Below are 19,206 nucleotides of genomic sequence, written 5' to 3' on the forward strand. Positions count from 1 at the left end.
CTACGTAGAAGAAAATAATTAAGTCAGACTTTTTTTGAATTTCCAAAAAAAATCTGACTTAATGTCTTTTTATGAGTGATGTTTTTTTATTTACTAGTTCTTTCCTCTATAATATTTTTTTACGTGAGCATTATCTTTCAGTTTTATCGGCTACCTTCTGATTTCGAACGTTTTAACCAGCATATTCCTATTACGAAGACTATAAACATACCCAAGCCAACCATACTAGTCGAATACATCGATTGTTCCGCCGTTTTTGGAAGATGACTCACTTTTCTAGGTTGTTTTATGGGTGTACTATACGTAACTTTATCTTTTTTCATTACTTTAGTTATTGCTTTAGTTGTTTCAGTTGTTTTTACTGTTTCATACACTTTGTTTCCTTCTGGTTGTTGGATCGGTGGTGTCACCGGTTCAATGATTTGCGGTAATTTTTCCCATTGTGCGGTATAAGTCATATTACCTTCTACAAACTCGCTGACAGTTGGCGTCCAACCGATGAATTTATAGCCTTCTCTTGATGGTGTTCCACTAAACACAGGGGTTGCTATGCCTTTAGATAATTCTGAAAATACTTGGTTTTCAAAAATGGTTTGATTTGTAACACCGTCTGTATAGACCACTTGATAAGTGACAGTTTGTGGAATCACAGGTTCCCAAATAGCCGTATAAGTGACATCACCAGTCACTGTATCAGTTATTGCTTTATCCCATCCTTTAAATATATACCCAGCTCTTGTAGGTTGCCCACTAAATATGGGTGTCGCAGAACCGGCGACTAAATTGTTAAAGACTTGATCAGCAAAAATCTCTTCATCTGGTACACCGTCTGTATAGTTGACCTGATACGTTGGAATTGGTTCCCATGTTGCTGTATAAACCGCATCGGTTGTAACTGTCTCGCTGACAGTCGGACTCCAACCAGCAAATGTATAACCTTTTCTTGTTGGTTCTGCACCAAAACCTGGTGTAGCAGCTCCGGGTTCAATACGTTTGAAGGTTTTATCCTCAAATACAACTTCATTCTCTACACCATCTACATAACTCACTGTAAACGATTCAATTGGTGTGAATGAAGCATTTACAGTAATTGATGCTAGTCGAGAAGCATTTGACGCATCTACTGGTAGTGAGATATGAATTTCAAGTGTATTTATATCACCGACTTCACCTTCGATAGGAAGTGGAACGCCTATCATACGAACACTTGGATCTAGGTACGGGCTAGTATTACTGAATAGGTCGCCGACCTGATATTTTCCTAAGGAGGTCCCATTTAGAAAAACTTCCAGCTCCATCTCACTAGGATTTCTTCTTTCCGCATCAGTATTATCTAGCGTGCTTAGATCAACCATGACCATTGCTCTGCCACTTTGTTGGTTTTGAGATAACAATTTCACTTGGGTTGAAAATATCCCTGGAGAACTTCCAGGATTGATTTGTGCACCATTAAAACGCCATGGGATCATTGCATCTTCCCCGACATCATAATAATCAATGCCATTTGCAGAATACGACACTTCTGAATTGATTCCTAGAGTTGCCGCAGAAATAGTTGGATTGAAACCTAAAAATACCAGTAAAACAATAAAACAAGCGACTATCTTTTTCATAATGATCCTCCATTCTGATATGAAGTCAAAAATCACATTCCGTTTGCATATTAAATTGCTCAATACTGATCAATGATAAAATGAATGTTTTCCGTTTTGTAAAATCCCCCTTTTTTGAAAAAAGTAATGATAGTAAATTCGATCACAAATTTAATCTCCTACCTTTCTATTTAGTTATAATGTTTCATTCGCTTTTAATTTATTATTAAAATTAGAAAAATATAAAAGCCTGCGATCATACACCAAAATTGTTATATTTTTTTGTTTATCAGCTATTTTTTAGCGGTTTCCAAAAATGAAAGTTCACTTAATCTCAAGTAAATCATAACAAATTTTACATTAAAATTTCATGAATTTTAGCATGTCAAATTCTCATAATGCTAGTAAACCAGTAATTAAATATGTTCTATTTTTTGTTTAAGTTCTCGTTTTTTTCAATTTCAATCAATTTCATCGCTTCTTCCTAACAATATATATTTCTGTTAAAAAGTTATAAAAAAACTTAATATTGTTATTAAATTCACAAAAATTATTTTTTAATAATTTCGTATTTTCTATCTTCACCGATTATTTTGGTCAGAAAAGTAAAACAAATGATTGCTTATCTATCGATAGCAATTAACTTTTTTAAAAAATTATACAAAAATAAGCAACGAAATACGGAACAAGCCACAATTTCCGGATTTCATTGCTTATTATTTTAGCTTAGGCTTCGATAGAATTGCTTTAACTTTTCTTTTTCTTCTTTTGTCAAAGCTTACACAGGCTTGCCTTTTCTCGCTCCTTCGATTCCATATAGCATATGCAGACAGGCGCCACCGTCCACTTTTTGTCGAATTTCAAAAAATATCTGTTCCGTTCCCTTTTCTTTAAATTGTTCTTCCGTTGTCACACCAATCTTTCGTAAATTTTCTTCTAATACTTCCCCTATATTCGGTAGATTACTTAACTCTGTCATGAGATTCCCTCCAAAAGTTTGGCTTTGATATATTGCATCGTACACTTAGAATATTCTATCGTTTTTCTTTAGTCTACCATCTTGAGAAACGCACTAGCAATTCCTATAAAAACGCTACTTCGAAAGAAAGTAAACTGTTGCTTTTAGCTACTCCGTGTAGGCTTGCTCCTGTAAAACTTGAATCTTCTGCTTTTTTAGATATCATTGGTTCGTAACTAAATATGATTTTGTTTGCAGGGGGACGTTATCGCGTTGAGTAGGTTACTCTATACGATTGTACAATAAATCATTTTTTGTATATAACATTATTTTGGGGCTTGTTCTAAGGTCCAAATAAGTGTTCCTTCATATTCTCCAACGAAATCTGTCGGAGAAATAATTACCCTCAGTTTACCTATATCTGATAGTTTGATATTTCCGCTACCTTCACAAATTATCTGATTTGTTGTGTTAATATTTTTTATCTCTTTTCCACCTAAAAATTCTATATTGTTCGTAAATAATTTATTTTCTTTGTTCGTTAACTTTTTTTCTTCCTTTACTTTTACTGTCCACTTTTCTTCCTCTAGCATATTTTCATCTTTGATCTGGATTTCTTCTTGATTTATCGCTTCAATTGATTTGTCATAGCTTGGTATTTCTTGCGTGCCAAATGTGAGATTAGCGGGTAGGAAAAGTTGTACTCCCTTATCTAAAATCAAGTGACGCGTTTCAATATTCGATCGCTCACCTTTATCATTTTCCATGTAAAAGTCCACGTCTTTATCTAGCCAACTTTCAGAAAAATTAACTTGCAACTCGCTAGTGCCTTCTTTTTCAGCGTTTGGAAGATCTCCTAGTGTTCGCCGCTCATTTCCGCATTGTGCTACCAAACGAATTGTTTCATCGGTATTGTGAGAAAAACGAATTTTCAACTTCCTTTGTTTTTTGAAATGAGATACTCTCAAAGGATTTTCTGCGTCGATTAAAGAAAACGTCAATAAGCTACCTTCTTTATAGAAATGGCTAACTTTTTTTGGCTCAGGTGTATAAATCCCCTGATTTTCATTCTCTTTGATAGGAAAATAACCAGTGATTTCAGGATACTTTTCTGAAAGATCATAGGGATCGGTGATCAAACCAGAAATAGTTTCTGGCGGTAGTAGCGTTTCTCCTGTCTCTTGCTTCAAATATTCAACTGTTACTTGTCCAAGATAATTGACAGATGTAAAGGCAGAACTGTTTGGTTTTGTCTCACTATCGACGGTTGATACAACTGAAAATGGTATTTTCAAGTAATTGTTCTCAATCGAATCTTTATCTACTGGATTATCTTTGCTTCCGATCCATTCTAGTACTACTTGATAGTTTAAAACTGTATCGTACAATCTATTATTGCCAGAATCCTTTGCCGTCAACTGATAGTCATGATTATTCAACGCCTTTCCTTCAAATAGATCAGACACATCTTCCCCGCTGAATTTTGTGACTCTGAAATTTTTCACTTTATATTGAGGATGTTTCAGATTATTATCCAACAAGAAGTCCACTTTCAAATTCTTCATTTTCTGGCTTTGTAAAACACTCGGTACGGTTTGGACACCTTGTATGCCAACTTCTTTTTGAGGGTCATCAATGGTCGTGTTAGTAGCAGTTATACCAGAATATTCAGGCGTTGCCAGAAAGTCAGTTTCATACATTAGAGAAGAAGGGGTACTGTCTAAATTTTGAACGATCGTTTCAATTTCAGATACTTTTTTTGTACTCACTTGAAAAGCTTGAGTAGGGTGTCGCCACGTACGATGCTCGTTGTTCTTTAAATAAGTCCAACTATCCTCCCCTTGTTCTTCTGTATCATAAGTGATATCAGTTGGATCATTTGCAATCAAATATTGAGTTAACCCGAATATATTTTTATACCCAATACTTTTGTTTGCATTTAAGCCATTATAAGTAAATGTAGTTTCAACAGGCAGTTGTGTTCCTTCATTGTTTTCAAAAAAATAAGTAACACCCATTTGCCCCCGAATCGTGATGTCCAAGAAAGTAGATGGATTCCTAATGGATATTTTACCGCCATCATTTGTTCCAATTACTTGCAAAACAATTCTTACGTTAACAGCTGCTCCATTATAATAACCGACATTTTTTATCAACGCACTTGCGTTGGGACTTGATTGGCTAACATCCAACCACCCATTAGAATAGTTACCCTCTACTTCTTCAGTGGAACTGTTCTTGCCATAATGCATTTTGAATGTAGTTCCTGCTGGCGTTTTCATGCTATTTGCATAGTGGAAGTACGGTAAATTAGTAATACTACCTCCTGCATGGACATTACTCGGGTGGATAAATAAACAAAAAAACAGTACCCCTAAACATCCTACATATTTTTTTAGATCATTTTTCATGTTTGACTCTCCTTTTCAAAAGGATCGACAAATAACTAATCAAAGTTGTTATGCCGAGTAACTGAATTAACCAACTATTTTTTTCACTGGTCTTTGGCAAATAAGAAACTGATTGAACATTTTTTTCTTGGACCTCATTAACTGTTGAAGCCTCTATTTTTTTCATTGGGATCGTCTTATTTTCTGGTTGAACAAACCGAATACCGACTTGACTTGTTCCTTCCTCTATAGCAGACACGGGGGTTGTTGCCCCAATCAACAGCCCCACTAACCCGATCCAAATTATTTTTTTCATCTCTAAACTCCTTTCGTAAAAAAGTCGTTTGTTATTGATCAATCACTTCGTAAGTATCATTTTAGTTGACGGCGCAGCTTGTTTATATACCAAATCAAACTAAGAATGATCAACACAGCAAAACTAAACAAGCAATATATAAATAGATTTGAATCATCTATATCATTCACTTTAACTGCCTGATCATTCAATTTTTCATCTGTTCCTTTTATTTCAAATGTTTTTTTTAAGTGCCATGTCTTTCCGTCTTCATCTTTCAACTCCATAGCAAGTTCATAGGTTCCTTTTTTTAATGGTTCATTGTCCCAACTTAGTGGCAGTTTAAATTTTGTACGCGGCGTAAAAGACACTTTCTTTCGAAATTCCTTGATTGGTTTTTCTTCCCCTTTTTTTGTTACGATTGCATGAACGTCTAGTTGACTTTTTATGACTGGTGCAGCATTAGCTAAAGATGCAAAAATAGTCAAGTACCCATTTTCTAAACCTGGCGTCACCTCGTCTAATGAAAATTTCGGTTCGATTTCTTTGTCAGTGCAAGTCAATTTAGCACCTAAAGTGTATGCGAACTTATTTCTCAAACTAAATCCTTCATTTTTTTTATCTTCACTATCCGTATCTTCATAACAATAGAATCCGCCTAAGATCGTGCCGTCAAATCCTTGTTTCGGAATTGCTAAATGGAAAACCACTGATTTTTCTTCCTCAGGCGCCAACATGACCGTTTGCGATTCCGAAATCAGGTCTTCAAACGAAGGTCCTCCCAAAAGTTTTTCTCCATGGTTAGAATAATCGATAGCTCCATTCTTGTTGGTCAAAGCGTTATTTGCCTCAACTATCACTTTTATTTGGTTTGAACTTGTATTACGTACCTTGAGTATAAGATTTTGTTTTTCACCAGGTTTTACTTGCAAGTCATAGTAGCTAGCATCTGATTGCTGATTTTCAGGTAAGACAGCTTCCGCATCGAAAGAGACTTTATTCGACTCTGCATGAACATTTGTGGTGAGACAAAAAATAAAGAAGCAGATGATACTAATAAAAAAGAGAGGAGAGTATCGACTCTGCTCTCTCATAAAATCAAATCGGCGCATCATTCAACACCCAAGTGATATCTGCCGTATAGCTTTGAGCTTCTACACCCGCACGTGGTACATGGAGTTTGACATTTTTATTTGCTTTGTCTTCTCCTTTAAATGCAACAGCAAACGCCCCTGCTCCTTGCCCCTCTTTTGCTAACATGACTTCTTGACTTTGTCCATTTAAATCAATTGATTGTTGTGAGATGGTTGGTGGGGCAGATTGATTATTTTTTGTAATGACTTCACCACCAGAAAGTGTCATTTTTGCTCCTTTCAATTCCTCACCGTTTTCTCCTACAAATGGCGATATTTTTACACCTAAAGTCCAACCTTTTGCTCCTCCACGCGTATCATTTACTTGAACGTATGGACTTCTATTTAGCGCATAGTAATCCGCATCTCCTTGTTGGATCTCTTGTTTACCAAATGTGATGTTCGATGCAAAAGGAATGGACAACGCTCCAGTATTTCCTGTACTTGGATTATCATCGTGTGTGTCATCTGAAATAACAGGTTCGACGTTTGTTCCAGTTCCCGCTGTCAGTGTTACATTTGTCTTGTTTGTTGCTTCTTCAGCAAATGCGATTGTTCCATATGCACTTGCTGTTAACAAAGCTAACGTTGCTGTTGTCACTATTCTCTTCATTTTATAACTCCTCCTAAAAAATAATTATTCTAATCGAGCTATTGATTATTTTGTCATGAGCTCCATGATTTTTCTAGTTTAAAAAAACGTCTGATTTTAGAAAAAAAATAAAAGTATCGGAACATGATTATTCTATAACACACTAAAAAAGCTAGTTTGATTACTTACAAACCAGCTTTTTTATACGCAATTCTGAAAAGAATTTCACCCAATTGTCGCCAATTTCTATCGGAAGGAATATTTTTCATCAATAGTAAAGGTGTATTTTTCGTCTTTAAATAATAATTAGAAATTACTAAATCAACTTCTGATAATTCAGTTTGATAATCATAAAAAGCCAAAACATAAGCATTACCATAATACACTTGTATCTTATTCATCAACCACAAACGATGAGTATGATGCAGATCATCTTGGATCAGGATTTTGATTGGCGCCAAATTGTTCAAAAATAAATCATAATAATCCAAGACAAAATAATAGGACAAAAATAATTGTTCCCAATTTTCCAAAAGATCATTTACGTCACTATCCGATGTTTCTTTCAAGATTTTAGATAAATCTTCCATTATGACTGATTCTCGCAAATTCTCTTCTTGTATTTCCTTAATATATGAACGATTGAAAAACAGATCCGTATTCCCATAAAATAAAGAACTCCTTTCATGAAAAGCAACAAAATTGAAAATCAATTCCGGATCTTCTAAATCTAGTTTAAATTGAAAGGTTTGATTCAACGCATCCGCTAAATTTTGCACGGCTCGAAAGGAAGTCGTACAAAATTTTCTATGGGCGGCCGCATGGCTATTTTCATATTTTTTATGACCATCAATGATCCCAAACGAATAAATGATCTGATAAAGAAAGTATCGTTCATCTAATGACAGTCCCAGCTTCACTTGTTCTACCCACTGATTTAAATAGCTGAAATGAGCATCCTCATCAACGACTACTTGGTAAGAAGGATCGATTTTGATTTTTCTCGTTTTACTCCGCTCTAAATTGATGGTCAGCCAATATGAAAGAGTTCGTCTTTGTAATGGACTTAATGAAATTTGATAGATTGCTTCGAATGAATCAATGTAAGTTTCTATTGTCGATAGCGCTGTTTGGAATGGCCAAGCCCGTTCACTCTCTTTCGTGGAATGCCAATAAAAATAATAAAAGAAACTACGAATGTTTCTTTCTTCTGCATTCAACTCCAACTTAAAGGGTTGGAATTTCAAGCGGTAGCGTTTAAAGTAGGGAACCAATAATTTAGCATAGCGAAAAACCGTAGAAATACTAGTGAATTGAGCGTTCGCAAAGGTTTCCAAAGTCTCTTCAGGATGACGATACATAAAATCGATCAATTGGTAGTTATAAGAAGATTTGTAAAAATATAGATAAATCGTATAGATTGGGAAATCGTTCTTTTTATGTACCCAAAATTGTTTGTTATTCTCATTTTCAAGAAAGATATTTTCTCCATATTCAGCCAATAAAGTCGTTAATTCTTCGATATAATGGAGAACTGTTTTATCAGTTACCTGTAATAGCTGTTTCAGTTCTTCCATGGAGCACCAGTTATCTTTTTCCAATAAATAATCTAATAACACCACTTTTTTCTGTGATAATTTTGTTAAGAATGTTTCCATAGTATTCACCTCTGAATGTTTCGTTTGGAAATGCATCATTCTGCATTTTATCATGTGTGTAAAAGGAAATATACTTATAAAATTTCTGGAATTTGGAAATAATTTGACAGTAATCACAAATAAGCTCACTTGTCATTCACTACACATCAAGGCATTCTTGCTAGATACTCAAAAACTTGAATCTTCTGCTTTTTTTAGATATCATTGGTTCGTAACTAAATATGATTTTGTTTGCAGGGGGACGTTATCGCGTTGAGAAGGTAAAACCTGACCCTTTGAACCTGTTGGTTGATACCAGCGTAGGGAGCAAATGTCCTTTTTGTTGATGCGAAATCGAAACAATCAAGGCATTCTTCTATACTGGAAGAATGTCTTTTTTTCTATTTTAAGGAGGAATTTGATGAAAAAAGTACTAAGTATTGCTGGCTCAGACTGTAGCGGTGGCGCCGGTATCCAAGCCGATTTAAAAACATTTGCCGCTCATGGTGTTTATGGGATGTCTGTGATCACCTCAGTAGTCGCTGAAAATACCGCTCGTGTGATCTCATACCAAGATATCGCACCAACAATAATCAATGAACAAATGACAGCCGTCTTCGAGGATATCTATCCAGATGCAGTCAAAATCGGTATGTTGTCTTGCACAGATACCATGTTAGCTGTTGCAAACAGCCTACAAGAATGGCAACCTAAAAATATTGTACTAGATCCTGTGATGTATGCAAAAAATGGCGATGCCTTGATGGAGCCACAAGCAATCGACACATTGATCAAAAACGTCTTACCATTAGCTACTTTGATCACCCCCAATATTCCAGAAGCAGAAAAAATCGCAGATCGCTCGATTACTTCCCTGGAAGAAATGGAACGAGCAGCAAAAGCCATTTATGAAACATCTCACGCTGCAGTTTTGATCAAAGGAGGCCATCGCACAGGTGAAGCCACTGATATATTGTATGATGGGAAAAATATTTACTCCTATACGTCTGAACGAATCGTCACAAAAAACACCCATGGCACTGGTTGTACCTTCTCTTCAGCGATTGCCTCACAACTCGCTTTGGGCGTACCATTAGACCAAGCAATTTCCAAGGCTAAAAAATATATCACTACTGCAATCGCACATTCACTAGAATTAGGCGAAGGTCATGGCCCAACCAATCATTTCTATTCACTCTATCGCAATGGTCTTAAGGAGGAACAAAGTCAATGAATACATTTTTAAAAACAGCTGTAGAAACGGTCCGTATGAAAAAGCCTTTGGTCCACCATATCACGAACTATGTAACGGTCAATGATTGTGCGAATGTCACACTTGCGATCGGTGGTTCACCGATCATGGCTGATGATGCGTTAGAGGTAGCGGAAATCACAGCAATGTCACAGGCATTGGTACTAAACATGGGTACTTTGAATGAACGTACCGTAGCTTCGATGCTTTCAGCTGGGCAAACAGCCAATGAAAAAGGTATCCCGATCATTTTTGATCCAGTCGGTGCAGGGGCTTCACAGTTTCGTAATCAAACAGCGAAAACGATCATAGAAAACTTGAAATGTGCAGTGATTCGTGGCAATATTTCAGAAATCCGCTTTTTAGTGGGAATCGCAAGCACGACGAAAGGTGTCGATGCCTCGGCAGATGATGCAAGCTCCATTGAAGAAGCCCAACGGATTGCTGATCAATTAGCAACCGTTCACAAATGTATCGTAGTGATCACCGGTGCGACAGATGTAATTTCTGATGGGCGGCGTAAAATCTTAGTGCACAATGGTTGTCCTGAAATGAGTCGGATCACTGGCACTGGCTGTATGCTCACTTCATTGATTGCTAGCTTTTGTGGGGGTTCTCCTGAACATCTTTTCCATGCAACAACTACAGCTGTTCTTACCATGGGGATTGCTGGCGAGCTTGCGTTGGAACAAACGGCTGGTACGGGAAGTTTTCGGATCGCATTGATTGATGAAATCAGCCGTATTGATCGGGAAACATTACTACTGCGAGGAAACTACTTTGAAAAATGACATCAACTATTCCTTATACCTAGTGACAGACCAGTCACTGCTGAAAAAAAAGCCCCTCCAAGAAGCAGTGCAACAAGCTCTTGAAGGAGGTATCACCGTCTTACAGTTGAGAGAAAAAAAAGCCAATTCACGAGATTTTTATGAGGAAGCGATCGCATTGAAACGATTAGCTAAACCATACAATGTTCCATTGATCATCAACGATCGAGTAGACATTGCGTTAGCTTGTGACGCAGACGGTGTTCATGTCGGTCAAACAGATCTACCTGTGGCTGTGGTGAGAAAAATGATTGGCCCTGAAAAAATCATCGGCGCTTCCGTCCAAACACTCGAACAAGCAATTTCCGCTGAACAAGCTGGGGCAGATTATTTAGGTGTAGGGACGATGTTTCCAACCGCTACTAAAACAGATGCCATAATCGTATCAAAAAATGAACTCAAGAAGATTCTTCAACACGTTTCGATCCCTGTTGTTTTGATCGGTGGTCTCAACGAACACACGATTGCAGAATTCAAAACCTTCCCCGTCCAAGGCTTTGCTGTGGTTTCAGCGATCCTAGCAAAAGAAGAAATCAAAAAAGCGACTAAAGAACTTGCTGCACAAATCAATACGATTATCAAAAAACAGTAAATCAAAAAAGCGACCCATGTAAAGTCAAATGATCTTTACATGGGGCGCGTTTCATTTCATACCTCACTTCAAGCTTTTCAAATGATGTTCAACGATAAAAGCAGTTTCTTCAATCGATTTATCTGATACATCAATGACAACATTTCCATAGCGATCAAAAATCTCTTGGGAGTATGCCAATTCTTTGTGGATCGTTTCTAAATTGTTGTAGCTTGACGACTGATGCAAGCCTAAAGAATCTAAGCGATTGCTCCGGATTCTCACTAAATTCTCTGGATGACAGATCAAACCAACGATTTTATTCTTGTCTACTGCTTCTAATACTTTGGGTAATGGTACTTCAGGGATCAGTGGCAGATTCGACACTTTGTAGCCTTTATTTGCCAGATACATACTTAGAGGTGTTTTTGATGTTCGGGAAACGCCAAGAAGCACGACATCTGAATCTAAAAAACCTTTTGGATCTTTTCCATCATCATATTTTACAGCAAACTCGATAGCAGAGATCCGATTGAAATATTCTGTATCCAATTTGTGGACGGCCCCTGGTTCTTCAATCGGCTGCATCCCAGTTTTCGCATGAATGATCTCAAAAAGAGGGTGCATCAAGTCAATATAGAGTAATCCAGTTTTCCGACTAAAAGATTTTGCCACTTCCGACAGTTCATGATTCACGAGGGTACTAATCACAATTGCTTTATCACGTAAAGCATCTGCTAAAATCGACAACAGCTCATCCTTCTGATTCACAAAAGGAAATTTATAGTTATTATTGAACACTAAGTTAGGATATTGGACCATCACAGCGGATAATAATTTTTGAGACGTTTCACCTAGTGAATCTGAGATAGAATAAACAATGACTTCATTTTGCATGGATAAACTCCCCCTATCGATTTCGTTCAGCATTTCTCGCTTGCTGAGTGATAAAATTCAATACTTTTGATTTAGTGATCTTACCGATTACGTTTCGCTCATTTGCTGCATCCACCACTGGTAGAGAGTCAACTTCAAAATCTTGAAGGATCGTCGCTACTTCTAATATATCCATTTTTTTTGTACAAGTTTTGATATGTGGACTTCGAGTCATACAAAGAGCGACCGGCGTATGATCGATTTCGGTATTTAAGGAAGCTCTCAACAAATCTTTTCGAGATAACACGCCCACCAATTGTTTATCTCCATCAATCACATAAATCGACCCAACGTCATATACAAATAACGTCGTGATTGCATCACGGATCGAGGTATTCAAATCGATCAACAACGGTGGAACCATGATCTCACCCACTTTTACTGTGAATGTTTTAAAGAAAAAAAGCGTTTCTAAATCTGATCCTGTATAGGTATAGCCAATTTTAGGCGTTGCTTCAAGTATGCCTGCCATTGTCAAGAAGGATAGATCTGATCGTAATGTCGCTCTGGAGACGTCTAAGAGTTCAGAGATTTTTTCTCCACTGACAGGTTGCGTCTCTTTGACGATCTCGATGACTTTTTTTTGTCGTTCGCTCAGTTTCATCTATACTATTTCCTCCCTCCTTCGTTCTCATTACTTATTATACACATATATAAACCGATTTCACAATAAATTTGTGTTTAATTTTTCTGATTGACAGATATATATGAGTCATATTAAGATGTATTTATGTTAAACATGACTCACATTAAATCAATGGAGGCTTATCACATGGTAAAATGGATCTATGACTTTAACGAAGGCAGAAGCAAAGATAAAGCATTATTAGGTGGAAAAGGTGCAAATTTAGCGGAGATGACTCATTTAGGTTTGCCTGTTCCTTCTGGCTTTACCCTGACTACAGAAAGTTGTATGCGCTATCTTAAAGACGCTGCTTTCTTTGATCAACAATTGATAACAGAGATTCAAACAGCGATCGAACGGCTAGAGGTAAAAACAAACAAGTCATTTACGAATGATGATGATTTATTGCTAGTTTCTGTAAGGAGTGGTGCTGTTTTTTCTATGCCTGGTATGATGGATACGATTCTCAATCTAGGTCTAAATGATTCACGTGTCCATGCTTTAGCTGAGCAAACTAGTTTAGCTTTTGCTTACGATTGCTACCGTCGTTTATTGCAAATGTTTGGCGATGTCGTTTATGGTATCCACAAAGAGAACTTCAATCGTTTACTCATAGAAGCAGAAAAAGAAAACAATCAAACGGTTACTGATTTCAACGAAGAGCGACAATCCGCTTTGATCAAAAATTATAAAGAATTGTTTGCCAAACATAATAAAGTTTTCCCTCAACATCCTATGGATCAGTTGAAAGAAGCAATCCAAGCGGTCTTCCACTCTTGGAACAATCCACGAGCAAACGTTTATCGAGAGTTACATGGTATCTCTCATCATTTAGGCACGGCTGTCAATGTCCAAGAAATGGTTTTTGGAAATAGCGGAAATGAAAGCGGTACAGGGGTCGTCTTTACCCGAAATCCCGCTACAGGTGAGAATCAGCTTTTTGGTGAATTTTTGCTGGATGCACAAGGAGAAGACGTTGTCGCTGGCATTCGCACGCCTCAACCGATCCAAGAGCTTAGTGAGCGATTACCTAATGTCTACCAAGATTTCTTGCACTACGCACAAATGCTAGAACTCCATTACAAAGATATGCAAGATATCGAATTTACCGTTGAACAGGGGAAGCTATTTATTTTACAAACAAGAAATGGCAAGCGCACAGCTAAAGCTGCTTTAAAGATTGCGACTGACTTAGTAGACGAGAACGTTCTTTCAAAAGAAGAGGCTTTGCTGCGAGTAGAAGCAGAAATGATCGACCAGTTGATCCATCCGATTTTCAAACCTGAAGCTCTCGATCAAGCAACACCATTTGCTCAAGGCTTACCTGCAAGTCCCGGTGCTGCTACAGGTGAGATCGTCTTTACAGCCGAAAAAGCAAAAGAACGATACGGACAAGGAAAGAAAGTCATCTTGGTTCGCCAAGAAACCTCTCCAGAAGATATCGAAGGAATGATCGTTAGTGAAGCCATCGTCACTAGTCGTGGCGGGATGACTTCTCATGCCGCTGTCGTCGCTCGTGGGATGGGCACTTGTTGCGTGACTGGTACGGAAACCTTGACGATCGACGAAGAAGCAAAAACTGTAACCACAAATGACATTCGGCTAAAAGAAGGCGATATTCTCTCCGTTAATGGCAATACAGGCGAGATTTACTTAGGGGAACTTCCTACAGTTGTCGCTGAAAATAATCAAGACCTTACTTTATTTTTATCTTGGGCTGATGAACATGCGGACTTAGAAGTGCGCGCCAATGCTGAAACGTTGACTGATTTAACCACTGCTCTTGATTTTGGGGCTACAGGTATCGGATTAGCTAGGACCGAGCATATGTTTTTCGGAGAAGATCGTATTTTAGAAATGCGTCGCTTGATTTTAGCAGAAGATCACCGAGAAATGGAAACAGCTCTGACAAAATTGCTCGCATTTCAAGAAAATGATTTTTATCAGATGTTCCAAACGATCCAAGATAAACCTATGGTCATTCGCCTACTTGACCCACCGATGCACGAGTTTCTTCCCCATGAGGCACCAGACATTGCGAATTTAGCAGACAAACTGAACCGATCAGTCAATGAGCTGACAGCAAAGATCGAGTACTTGAAAGAAACCAATCCGATGTTAGGTCATCGTGGTTGTCGCTTAGGGATCACTACACCAGAAATCTATCAGATGCAAGTCAAAGCAATCATTCAAAGTGCGATTCGGCTAACACAAGAAGGAATACCAGTTGTTCCAGAAATCATGATCCCATTGATTGCTGAAAAAGAAGAACTAATGCACCTTAAAGCTTTATTGATCGAAACGATTGAAGCAACTTTCAACGCACAAAACATCATACCATTTCCTTACGAGATCGGTACGATGATCGAGTTACCTCGTGCTTGTTTGATTGCCGACCAATTAGCAGAACAAGCTGATTTCTTCAGTTTCGGTACAAATGATCTCACTCAAATGACCTATGGATTTTCTCGAGATGATATTGGAAAATTCATCAATCGCTACCAAGAAAAAACGATCATGACCCATGATCCATTTCAACATTTAGATCAACAAGGTGTTGGTCAATTGATCAAACTCGCTGTTTCTAATGCACGTCGAACCAAACCAACGATGACGATCGGCATTTGTGGTGAAGTCGGCGGAGATCCTCAATCGATTCCCTTCTTTCAAGCCATTGGAATCGACTATGTCTCCTGCTCTCCTTACCGGATTCCAGCTGCTCGATTAGCGGTGGCACAAGCAGCTATCCGTAACCGTCCGTCTTGATTATTTATTTGTTTGTATCTAGTTTTAAAAAAAAAGTACCCGCAGCCAACGTATGGAACGTTTTAGGCTGTGGGTACTTTTTTAGAGCAATATTATTTTACCGTGAGCTATTTTCTTTTTCTTTTATTCTTCAACTTCTCTTTTTCGCGGATTCTCTTTTCTTGAAAAATCAGTTCTTTCTGCAATTTCAAATAGTTCCTATACCGATTTTCTGATAGCTCTCCATTGTCGATCATATTGTCTAAGATCCAACCAACATATCCTGCTCGGTCTTTATCTAAATTCTATTTTTGGCTCCCTTTCTCTTTGTATCCTTTAAGAAAGACTGAGTTTTTTCATTCTCACATAAATACTTGTATCTAATACCGCTTTTGTCACCAACAGAACGATAAGTATTAAAGCGACGTTGGCAACAAAAGAGTGAAAGAAGAACATATTATCTCGACTCATCCATAACAACACTTTATCAATTTCAAATGTATTGATTGGGAAGAAATACATTATTTTATTCGGTATTCCCGACATAAAAATATGCGTCAGTGGTTGCGGAATGACAAAGACTCCTAGTGAAATAGCTAGCGCACTAAATGGTGAACTACTCAAACTGGAAATCAGCATAGTTACGCCAGCGATGAACAGCACTCCTATTAACTGAAAAACAACACCGAACATGTAAGATTGAAGCATATTCCATTCCAATGGAAAATCAAAGACCTTCCAATCCAAGTTGGCTTGAACGCTCACATCCCACCCACTAAATCCATAATAAATATAAAAGATTATCAAGATGATTAACTGAACGATTAGGAAGGAAGCTAATGCCATACCTGTTCCAACCAGAATTTTTGATTTTATCATTTTTGTTCTGCCGTACCTTGTAGACAACAACAAAGGAATAATATTTTTTGAAGTATCATTCGCAAAAAGAATCGAGCATATCAGAATGACAAACAGTGAAACTGGGATAAAAGCAATTGAAGTGACATTTAACAAATCCGTCCAAGTCTTAAAATTCCCTATTTTGATCGGAAAGTCCATTTTTTTATAGCCCACGTTTTTCATAGATAAAAGATTCACATCGTCAATGGTATATTTTTTACCGTCCCTAATGGCATCTATCATTTCAACATAAACATCTTGCTCCTCGTGATTTGTAAATGTATCGACCACTGACCATTGAAAGTAATCAAATATTTGAATGTTTTTTCTTTTTTTGTCCTGATAAATCTTCAAATAGTCAGATGTAATTTTTTTAACCTTATGATCAGTCAACTCGCCCTGGTACTCATTTGTAAAATCTAGATATCTTTCAATTGATTCCCTACCAGAAACACCAGTAATATTTTTAGCTCCCCTAAGTTGCGACTGAAAAAAGCCAATATAGACGATTGCAAAAAGACTCAATAACAGGACAAGCCCAGCTCCAATAATCGATTTGTTTTTCAGTATCTTTTCACTTTCAAATTTAAAAATCTGCATTCGTTTGATCCTCAGTTCTAAAATAGTATAAATACAAATCTTCTAAGTTCGCCTTCACATGGAGAGCATTGTCATTCGGTTTGACAGTCGAAATGATTCTTAAGATGACACGATCATCTACATACTTTTGATTGCTTACAGGATATTTTTGGTAATATAAATCAATCTCGTCAAGCGATGTTTCAACTTCCCACACACTGTTTTCGATATTATTCATTAATTCAGTTACTAATCCTCTATCTTGAACCACACCTTTATTTAAAACCAATACTTCATTCGAAATATATTCCACATCAGATACAATGTGAGTAGATAAAATAATGATTTTATTCTCTGATAGGGAGCTGATTAAGTTTCTGAACCTCACTCGCTCTTTTGGATCTAATCCAACTGTGGGTTCATCAAGTATCAAAATTTCAGGATCATTAATCAGTGTTTGAGCAATTCCTAAACGTTGTTTCATACCACCTGAATATTTCTTTATTTTTTTATTCTTTTGATCTGAGAGTCCAACTAATTCAAGCAATTCCAAACATCGTCTTGTTGCTAGTTTCCCTCTCAATCCTTTTAACGCTGAGATATAAAGCATAAACTTTATCCCTGTAAAATCTGGATAATAACTGAAATCTTGTGGTAAGAAGCCGAGAATAGATCTAAATGCTTCACTGTTTGCTGACACATCCTTATTGTTATATAAAATTTCTCCATCATCGGATTTGATCACTCCACAAATTAACCTAAAAAGAGTTGTCTTCCCTGAGCCATTGGCTCCAAGTAAGCCATAAACGCCTTTATTCAACGTCAGGGAAACATTATCTAAGGCTTTTAATCCATCGAATTTCTTAGTAATGTTCTTTATTTCCAGTTTCATATAAAATCACCAACCATGTTATGTTTCTTTAGCATTTGTCTTATCAATGCAAGAAGTCCAATGGAAGTAATCACATAAACAATCGTCCAATAAGAAAGTGGAAAACTATAAATGTTGAATATCTCTTCGGTAATAATCGATACTGCGACTAGTACTCCCGAACTAGTCCAAAGCAATAGGTTCGACAAGTTATTTCGTAGTAGAGTAAAAATTGAGAATAAAACAATACAGAAAACATTGAACGGAGCGAGAAGATACAACGCAAACCTTAAGAAAGACACAGGAAACATCTGCTTACCTACTACCGCAAGAATCACTATCAAAAGCAAATCAAATACACCAAAAACAAGCATTTTCATCGCTGTATGTTGCCGTAAATCGTATTTAAACGTCTGCTCTAGCTCCCACATATTATTCGTGAAGCTCTTAAACAGCTCATCTGTGAAAAATATCACTGAAAAAAGAACCATTCCTGTTATCCCTCTCAGAACATGTTCATAGCTCATTTCACCCTTTGAAAACATAAGAAACAAGGAGAATCCTAGAAGTGCAAATTGAATACTCCACAATTTCCATCCCACAAACTTAATTGAGGATAAAAACAAACTTAAATAAGATTTTCTTGAAATTTGGTTTTTAAGTATTTGCTTGGTTCCCAATTTCACTATTCTTTTTTTGGCTTCTTGGGTAGAAATATCATTTTTCGGATAATCTCTATTCAAAATAATAGTCCTCCTTTTTAAGTATTTGTTTCATTTTGTCTAGTCCTTGTTGAATCCTTGATTGTGCTGTTGGCACACTCGTTTTAGTTAACTGTGCTATTTCCTTAACCTTCATATCATAGAAAAATTTCAGTATGATCGCTTCTCTTTGATATTCTGGAAGTTGGTCTAACGCACGCTGAATGATCCTACTTTGTTCATTTACAAAGTTAACGTTATAATCCTGCTCATCTAACTCTTTATTGTAAGATTTATCAAATACTACTTCGTCAAAATCATTTTTCTTGCTGTAGCTATTACACGTGTTCACAGCGATGGTGAAAAGATAATTGAAAAAACTTCCTGAGAACTTATAAGAATCGATACTACTTATCACTTTCAAAAACGTTTCTTGGGTTAAATCTTCAGCTAATCTACTTTTTCCAAAAAACCTTCTTCTGCAATAATTGAAAATTTTGTCATAATATTTATCAATAAGTTTTTCCCAAGCGTCAACATCTCCTGACTTTATTTTCAGGATAATTAAATAGTCATTGATCTCTTTCACCTACCTCTCT

At 36.9% G+C, this 19,206-nt stretch carries 17 protein-coding genes and 1 riboswitch; of the genes, 4 read left to right on the forward strand and 13 right to left on the reverse strand.

The annotated features are described in order from the left end of the window. Positions 1 to 143 precede the first annotated feature (143 nt). The 7 genes from IGJ39_RS09195 to IGJ39_RS09225 all read right to left on the reverse strand — a co-directional run bounded on the left by IGJ39_RS09195 (position 144) and on the right by IGJ39_RS09225 (position 8,618). A complete protein-coding gene (locus IGJ39_RS09195) occupies positions 144 to 1,613 on the reverse strand; it encodes an InlB B-repeat-containing protein (RefSeq protein WP_104776364.1) in 1,470 nt (489 codons plus the stop codon). A gap of 757 nt (positions 1,614 to 2,370) precedes the next feature. After that, complete coding sequence (locus IGJ39_RS09200) at positions 2,371 to 2,571, reverse strand: TfoX/Sxy family DNA transformation protein (RefSeq protein ID WP_104776365.1); 201 nt, start codon at positions 2,569 to 2,571, stop codon at positions 2,371 to 2,373. Between the two features lie 305 nt (positions 2,572 to 2,876). Further along, on the reverse strand, positions 2,877 to 4,961 hold the full coding sequence (locus IGJ39_RS09205) for a MucBP domain-containing protein (protein WP_104776366.1): 2,085 nt from the start codon (positions 4,959 to 4,961) through the stop codon (positions 2,877 to 2,879). Beyond that, positions 4,951 to 5,256, reverse strand: coding sequence for an LPXTG cell wall anchor domain-containing protein (locus IGJ39_RS09210; protein WP_066025718.1), 306 nt, complete (start codon positions 5,254 to 5,256; stop codon positions 4,951 to 4,953). Before IGJ39_RS09210 ends, IGJ39_RS09205 begins: the two co-directional genes overlap by 11 nt. A 56-nt stretch (positions 5,257 to 5,312) precedes the next feature. Then, on the reverse strand, positions 5,313 to 6,347 hold the full coding sequence (locus IGJ39_RS09215) for a DUF916 and DUF3324 domain-containing protein (RefSeq protein WP_104776367.1): 1,035 nt from the start codon (positions 6,345 to 6,347) through the stop codon (positions 5,313 to 5,315). Continuing rightward, complete coding sequence (locus tag IGJ39_RS09220; protein WP_104776368.1) at positions 6,334 to 6,981, reverse strand: WxL domain-containing protein; 648 nt, start codon at positions 6,979 to 6,981, stop codon at positions 6,334 to 6,336. Before IGJ39_RS09220 ends, IGJ39_RS09215 begins: the two co-directional genes overlap by 14 nt. 164 nt (positions 6,982 to 7,145) lie before the next feature. Next, the gene (locus IGJ39_RS09225; protein ID WP_104776369.1) at positions 7,146 to 8,618 is read right to left on the reverse strand and encodes a helix-turn-helix domain-containing protein; all 1,473 of its coding nucleotides are present in this window, start codon (positions 8,616 to 8,618) and stop codon (positions 7,146 to 7,148) included. A 225-nt stretch (positions 8,619 to 8,843) separates the two neighbouring features. Further along, positions 8,844 to 8,941, forward strand: a riboswitch (TPP riboswitch). 77 nt (positions 8,942 to 9,018) lie between these two features. Here IGJ39_RS09225 and thiD point away from each other — a divergent pair. The 3 genes from thiD to thiE are packed head-to-tail and all read left to right on the forward strand — an operon-like array spanning position 9,019 to position 11,271. Next, positions 9,019 to 9,831, forward strand: coding sequence for a bifunctional hydroxymethylpyrimidine kinase/phosphomethylpyrimidine kinase (gene thiD, locus IGJ39_RS09230; RefSeq protein ID WP_065096525.1), 813 nt, complete (start codon positions 9,019 to 9,021; stop codon positions 9,829 to 9,831). After that, entirely contained in the window at positions 9,828 to 10,640 is an 813-nt protein-coding gene (gene thiM, locus IGJ39_RS09235) for a hydroxyethylthiazole kinase (protein ID WP_065096526.1), read from the forward strand. The genes thiD and thiM overlap by 4 nt, the downstream gene beginning before the upstream one ends. Beyond that, positions 10,630 to 11,271: a thiamine phosphate synthase gene (gene thiE, locus IGJ39_RS09240; RefSeq protein ID WP_065096527.1), complete on the forward strand. Its 642-nt coding sequence runs from the start codon at positions 10,630 to 10,632 to the stop codon at positions 11,269 to 11,271. The genes thiM and thiE overlap by 11 nt, the downstream gene beginning before the upstream one ends. Positions 11,272 to 11,334: 63 nt before the next feature. Here thiE and IGJ39_RS09245 read toward each other — a convergent pair whose 3' ends face one another. Further along, on the reverse strand, positions 11,335 to 12,147 hold the full coding sequence (locus IGJ39_RS09245) for a pyruvate, water dikinase regulatory protein (RefSeq protein ID WP_065096528.1): 813 nt from the start codon (positions 12,145 to 12,147) through the stop codon (positions 11,335 to 11,337). Between the two features lie 13 nt (positions 12,148 to 12,160). Then, entirely contained in the window at positions 12,161 to 12,790 is a 630-nt protein-coding gene (locus IGJ39_RS09250) for a CBS domain-containing protein (protein ID WP_065096529.1), read from the reverse strand. A gap of 168 nt (positions 12,791 to 12,958) precedes the next feature. Between IGJ39_RS09250 and ppdK the strand changes: the two genes are divergently transcribed. Next, complete coding sequence (ppdK, locus tag IGJ39_RS09255; protein ID WP_195273223.1) at positions 12,959 to 15,577, forward strand: pyruvate, phosphate dikinase; 2,619 nt, start codon at positions 12,959 to 12,961, stop codon at positions 15,575 to 15,577. A 315-nt stretch (positions 15,578 to 15,892) separates the two neighbouring features. Here ppdK and IGJ39_RS09260 read toward each other — a convergent pair whose 3' ends face one another. From IGJ39_RS09260 to IGJ39_RS09275, 4 genes are read right to left on the reverse strand one after another with little or no spacing between them, the layout of a single operon-like run. Beyond that, positions 15,893 to 17,056 (reverse strand): ABC transporter permease subunit, encoded by a 1,164-nt coding sequence (locus IGJ39_RS09260; protein WP_438764532.1) that lies wholly within the window; start codon positions 17,054 to 17,056, stop codon positions 15,893 to 15,895. Further along, a complete protein-coding gene (locus IGJ39_RS09265) occupies positions 17,043 to 17,927 on the reverse strand; it encodes an ABC transporter ATP-binding protein (RefSeq protein ID WP_104776372.1) in 885 nt (294 codons plus the stop codon). The genes IGJ39_RS09260 and IGJ39_RS09265 overlap by 14 nt, the downstream gene beginning before the upstream one ends. Beyond that, the gene (locus tag IGJ39_RS09270; protein ID WP_104776373.1) at positions 17,924 to 18,649 is read right to left on the reverse strand and encodes a hypothetical protein; all 726 of its coding nucleotides are present in this window, start codon (positions 18,647 to 18,649) and stop codon (positions 17,924 to 17,926) included. Before IGJ39_RS09270 ends, IGJ39_RS09265 begins: the two co-directional genes overlap by 4 nt. Then, complete coding sequence (locus IGJ39_RS09275; protein ID WP_438764535.1) at positions 18,642 to 19,196, reverse strand: RNA polymerase sigma factor; 555 nt, start codon at positions 19,194 to 19,196, stop codon at positions 18,642 to 18,644. The genes IGJ39_RS09270 and IGJ39_RS09275 overlap by 8 nt, the downstream gene beginning before the upstream one ends. Positions 19,197 to 19,206 lie beyond the last annotated feature (10 nt).

The organism is Enterococcus sp. AZ140 (assembly GCF_051714405.1).
GTDB lineage: Bacteria > Bacillota > Bacilli > Lactobacillales > Enterococcaceae > Enterococcus_B > Enterococcus_B pernyi.

Excerpts from the sequence above, each read along its gene's own strand:
- IGJ39_RS09245 (WP_065096528.1), bottom strand. The coding sequence starts at position 12,147 with ATGCAAAATGAAGTCATTGTTTATTCTATCTCAGATTCACTAGGTGAA.
- ppdK (WP_195273223.1), top strand. The coding sequence starts at position 12,959 with ATGGTAAAATGGATCTATGACTTTAACGAAGGCAGAAGCAAAGATAAA.
- thiD (WP_065096525.1), top strand. The coding sequence starts at position 9,019 with ATGAAAAAAGTACTAAGTATTGCTGGCTCAGACTGTAGCGGTGGCGCC.
- IGJ39_RS09215 (WP_104776367.1), bottom strand. The coding sequence starts at position 6,347 with ATGCGCCGATTTGATTTTATGAGAGAGCAGAGTCGATACTCTCCTCTC.
- IGJ39_RS09210 (WP_066025718.1), bottom strand. The coding sequence starts at position 5,256 with ATGAAAAAAATAATTTGGATCGGGTTAGTGGGGCTGTTGATTGGGGCA.
- IGJ39_RS09265 (WP_104776372.1), bottom strand. The coding sequence starts at position 17,927 with ATGAAACTGGAAATAAAGAACATTACTAAGAAATTCGATGGATTAAAA.
- IGJ39_RS09260 (WP_438764532.1), bottom strand. The coding sequence starts at position 17,056 with ATGCAGATTTTTAAATTTGAAAGTGAAAAGATACTGAAAAACAAATCG.
- IGJ39_RS09220 (WP_104776368.1), bottom strand. The coding sequence starts at position 6,981 with ATGAAGAGAATAGTGACAACAGCAACGTTAGCTTTGTTAACAGCAAGT.
- IGJ39_RS09195 (WP_104776364.1), bottom strand. The coding sequence starts at position 1,613 with ATGAAAAAGATAGTCGCTTGTTTTATTGTTTTACTGGTATTTTTAGGT.
- thiM (WP_065096526.1), top strand. The coding sequence starts at position 9,828 with ATGAATACATTTTTAAAAACAGCTGTAGAAACGGTCCGTATGAAAAAG.
- IGJ39_RS09205 (WP_104776366.1), bottom strand. The coding sequence starts at position 4,961 with ATGAAAAATGATCTAAAAAAATATGTAGGATGTTTAGGGGTACTGTTT.
- IGJ39_RS09250 (WP_065096529.1), bottom strand. The coding sequence starts at position 12,790 with ATGAAACTGAGCGAACGACAAAAAAAAGTCATCGAGATCGTCAAAGAG.
- IGJ39_RS09225 (WP_104776369.1), bottom strand. The coding sequence starts at position 8,618 with ATGGAAACATTCTTAACAAAATTATCACAGAAAAAAGTGGTGTTATTA.
- IGJ39_RS09200 (WP_104776365.1), bottom strand. The coding sequence starts at position 2,571 with ATGACAGAGTTAAGTAATCTACCGAATATAGGGGAAGTATTAGAAGAA.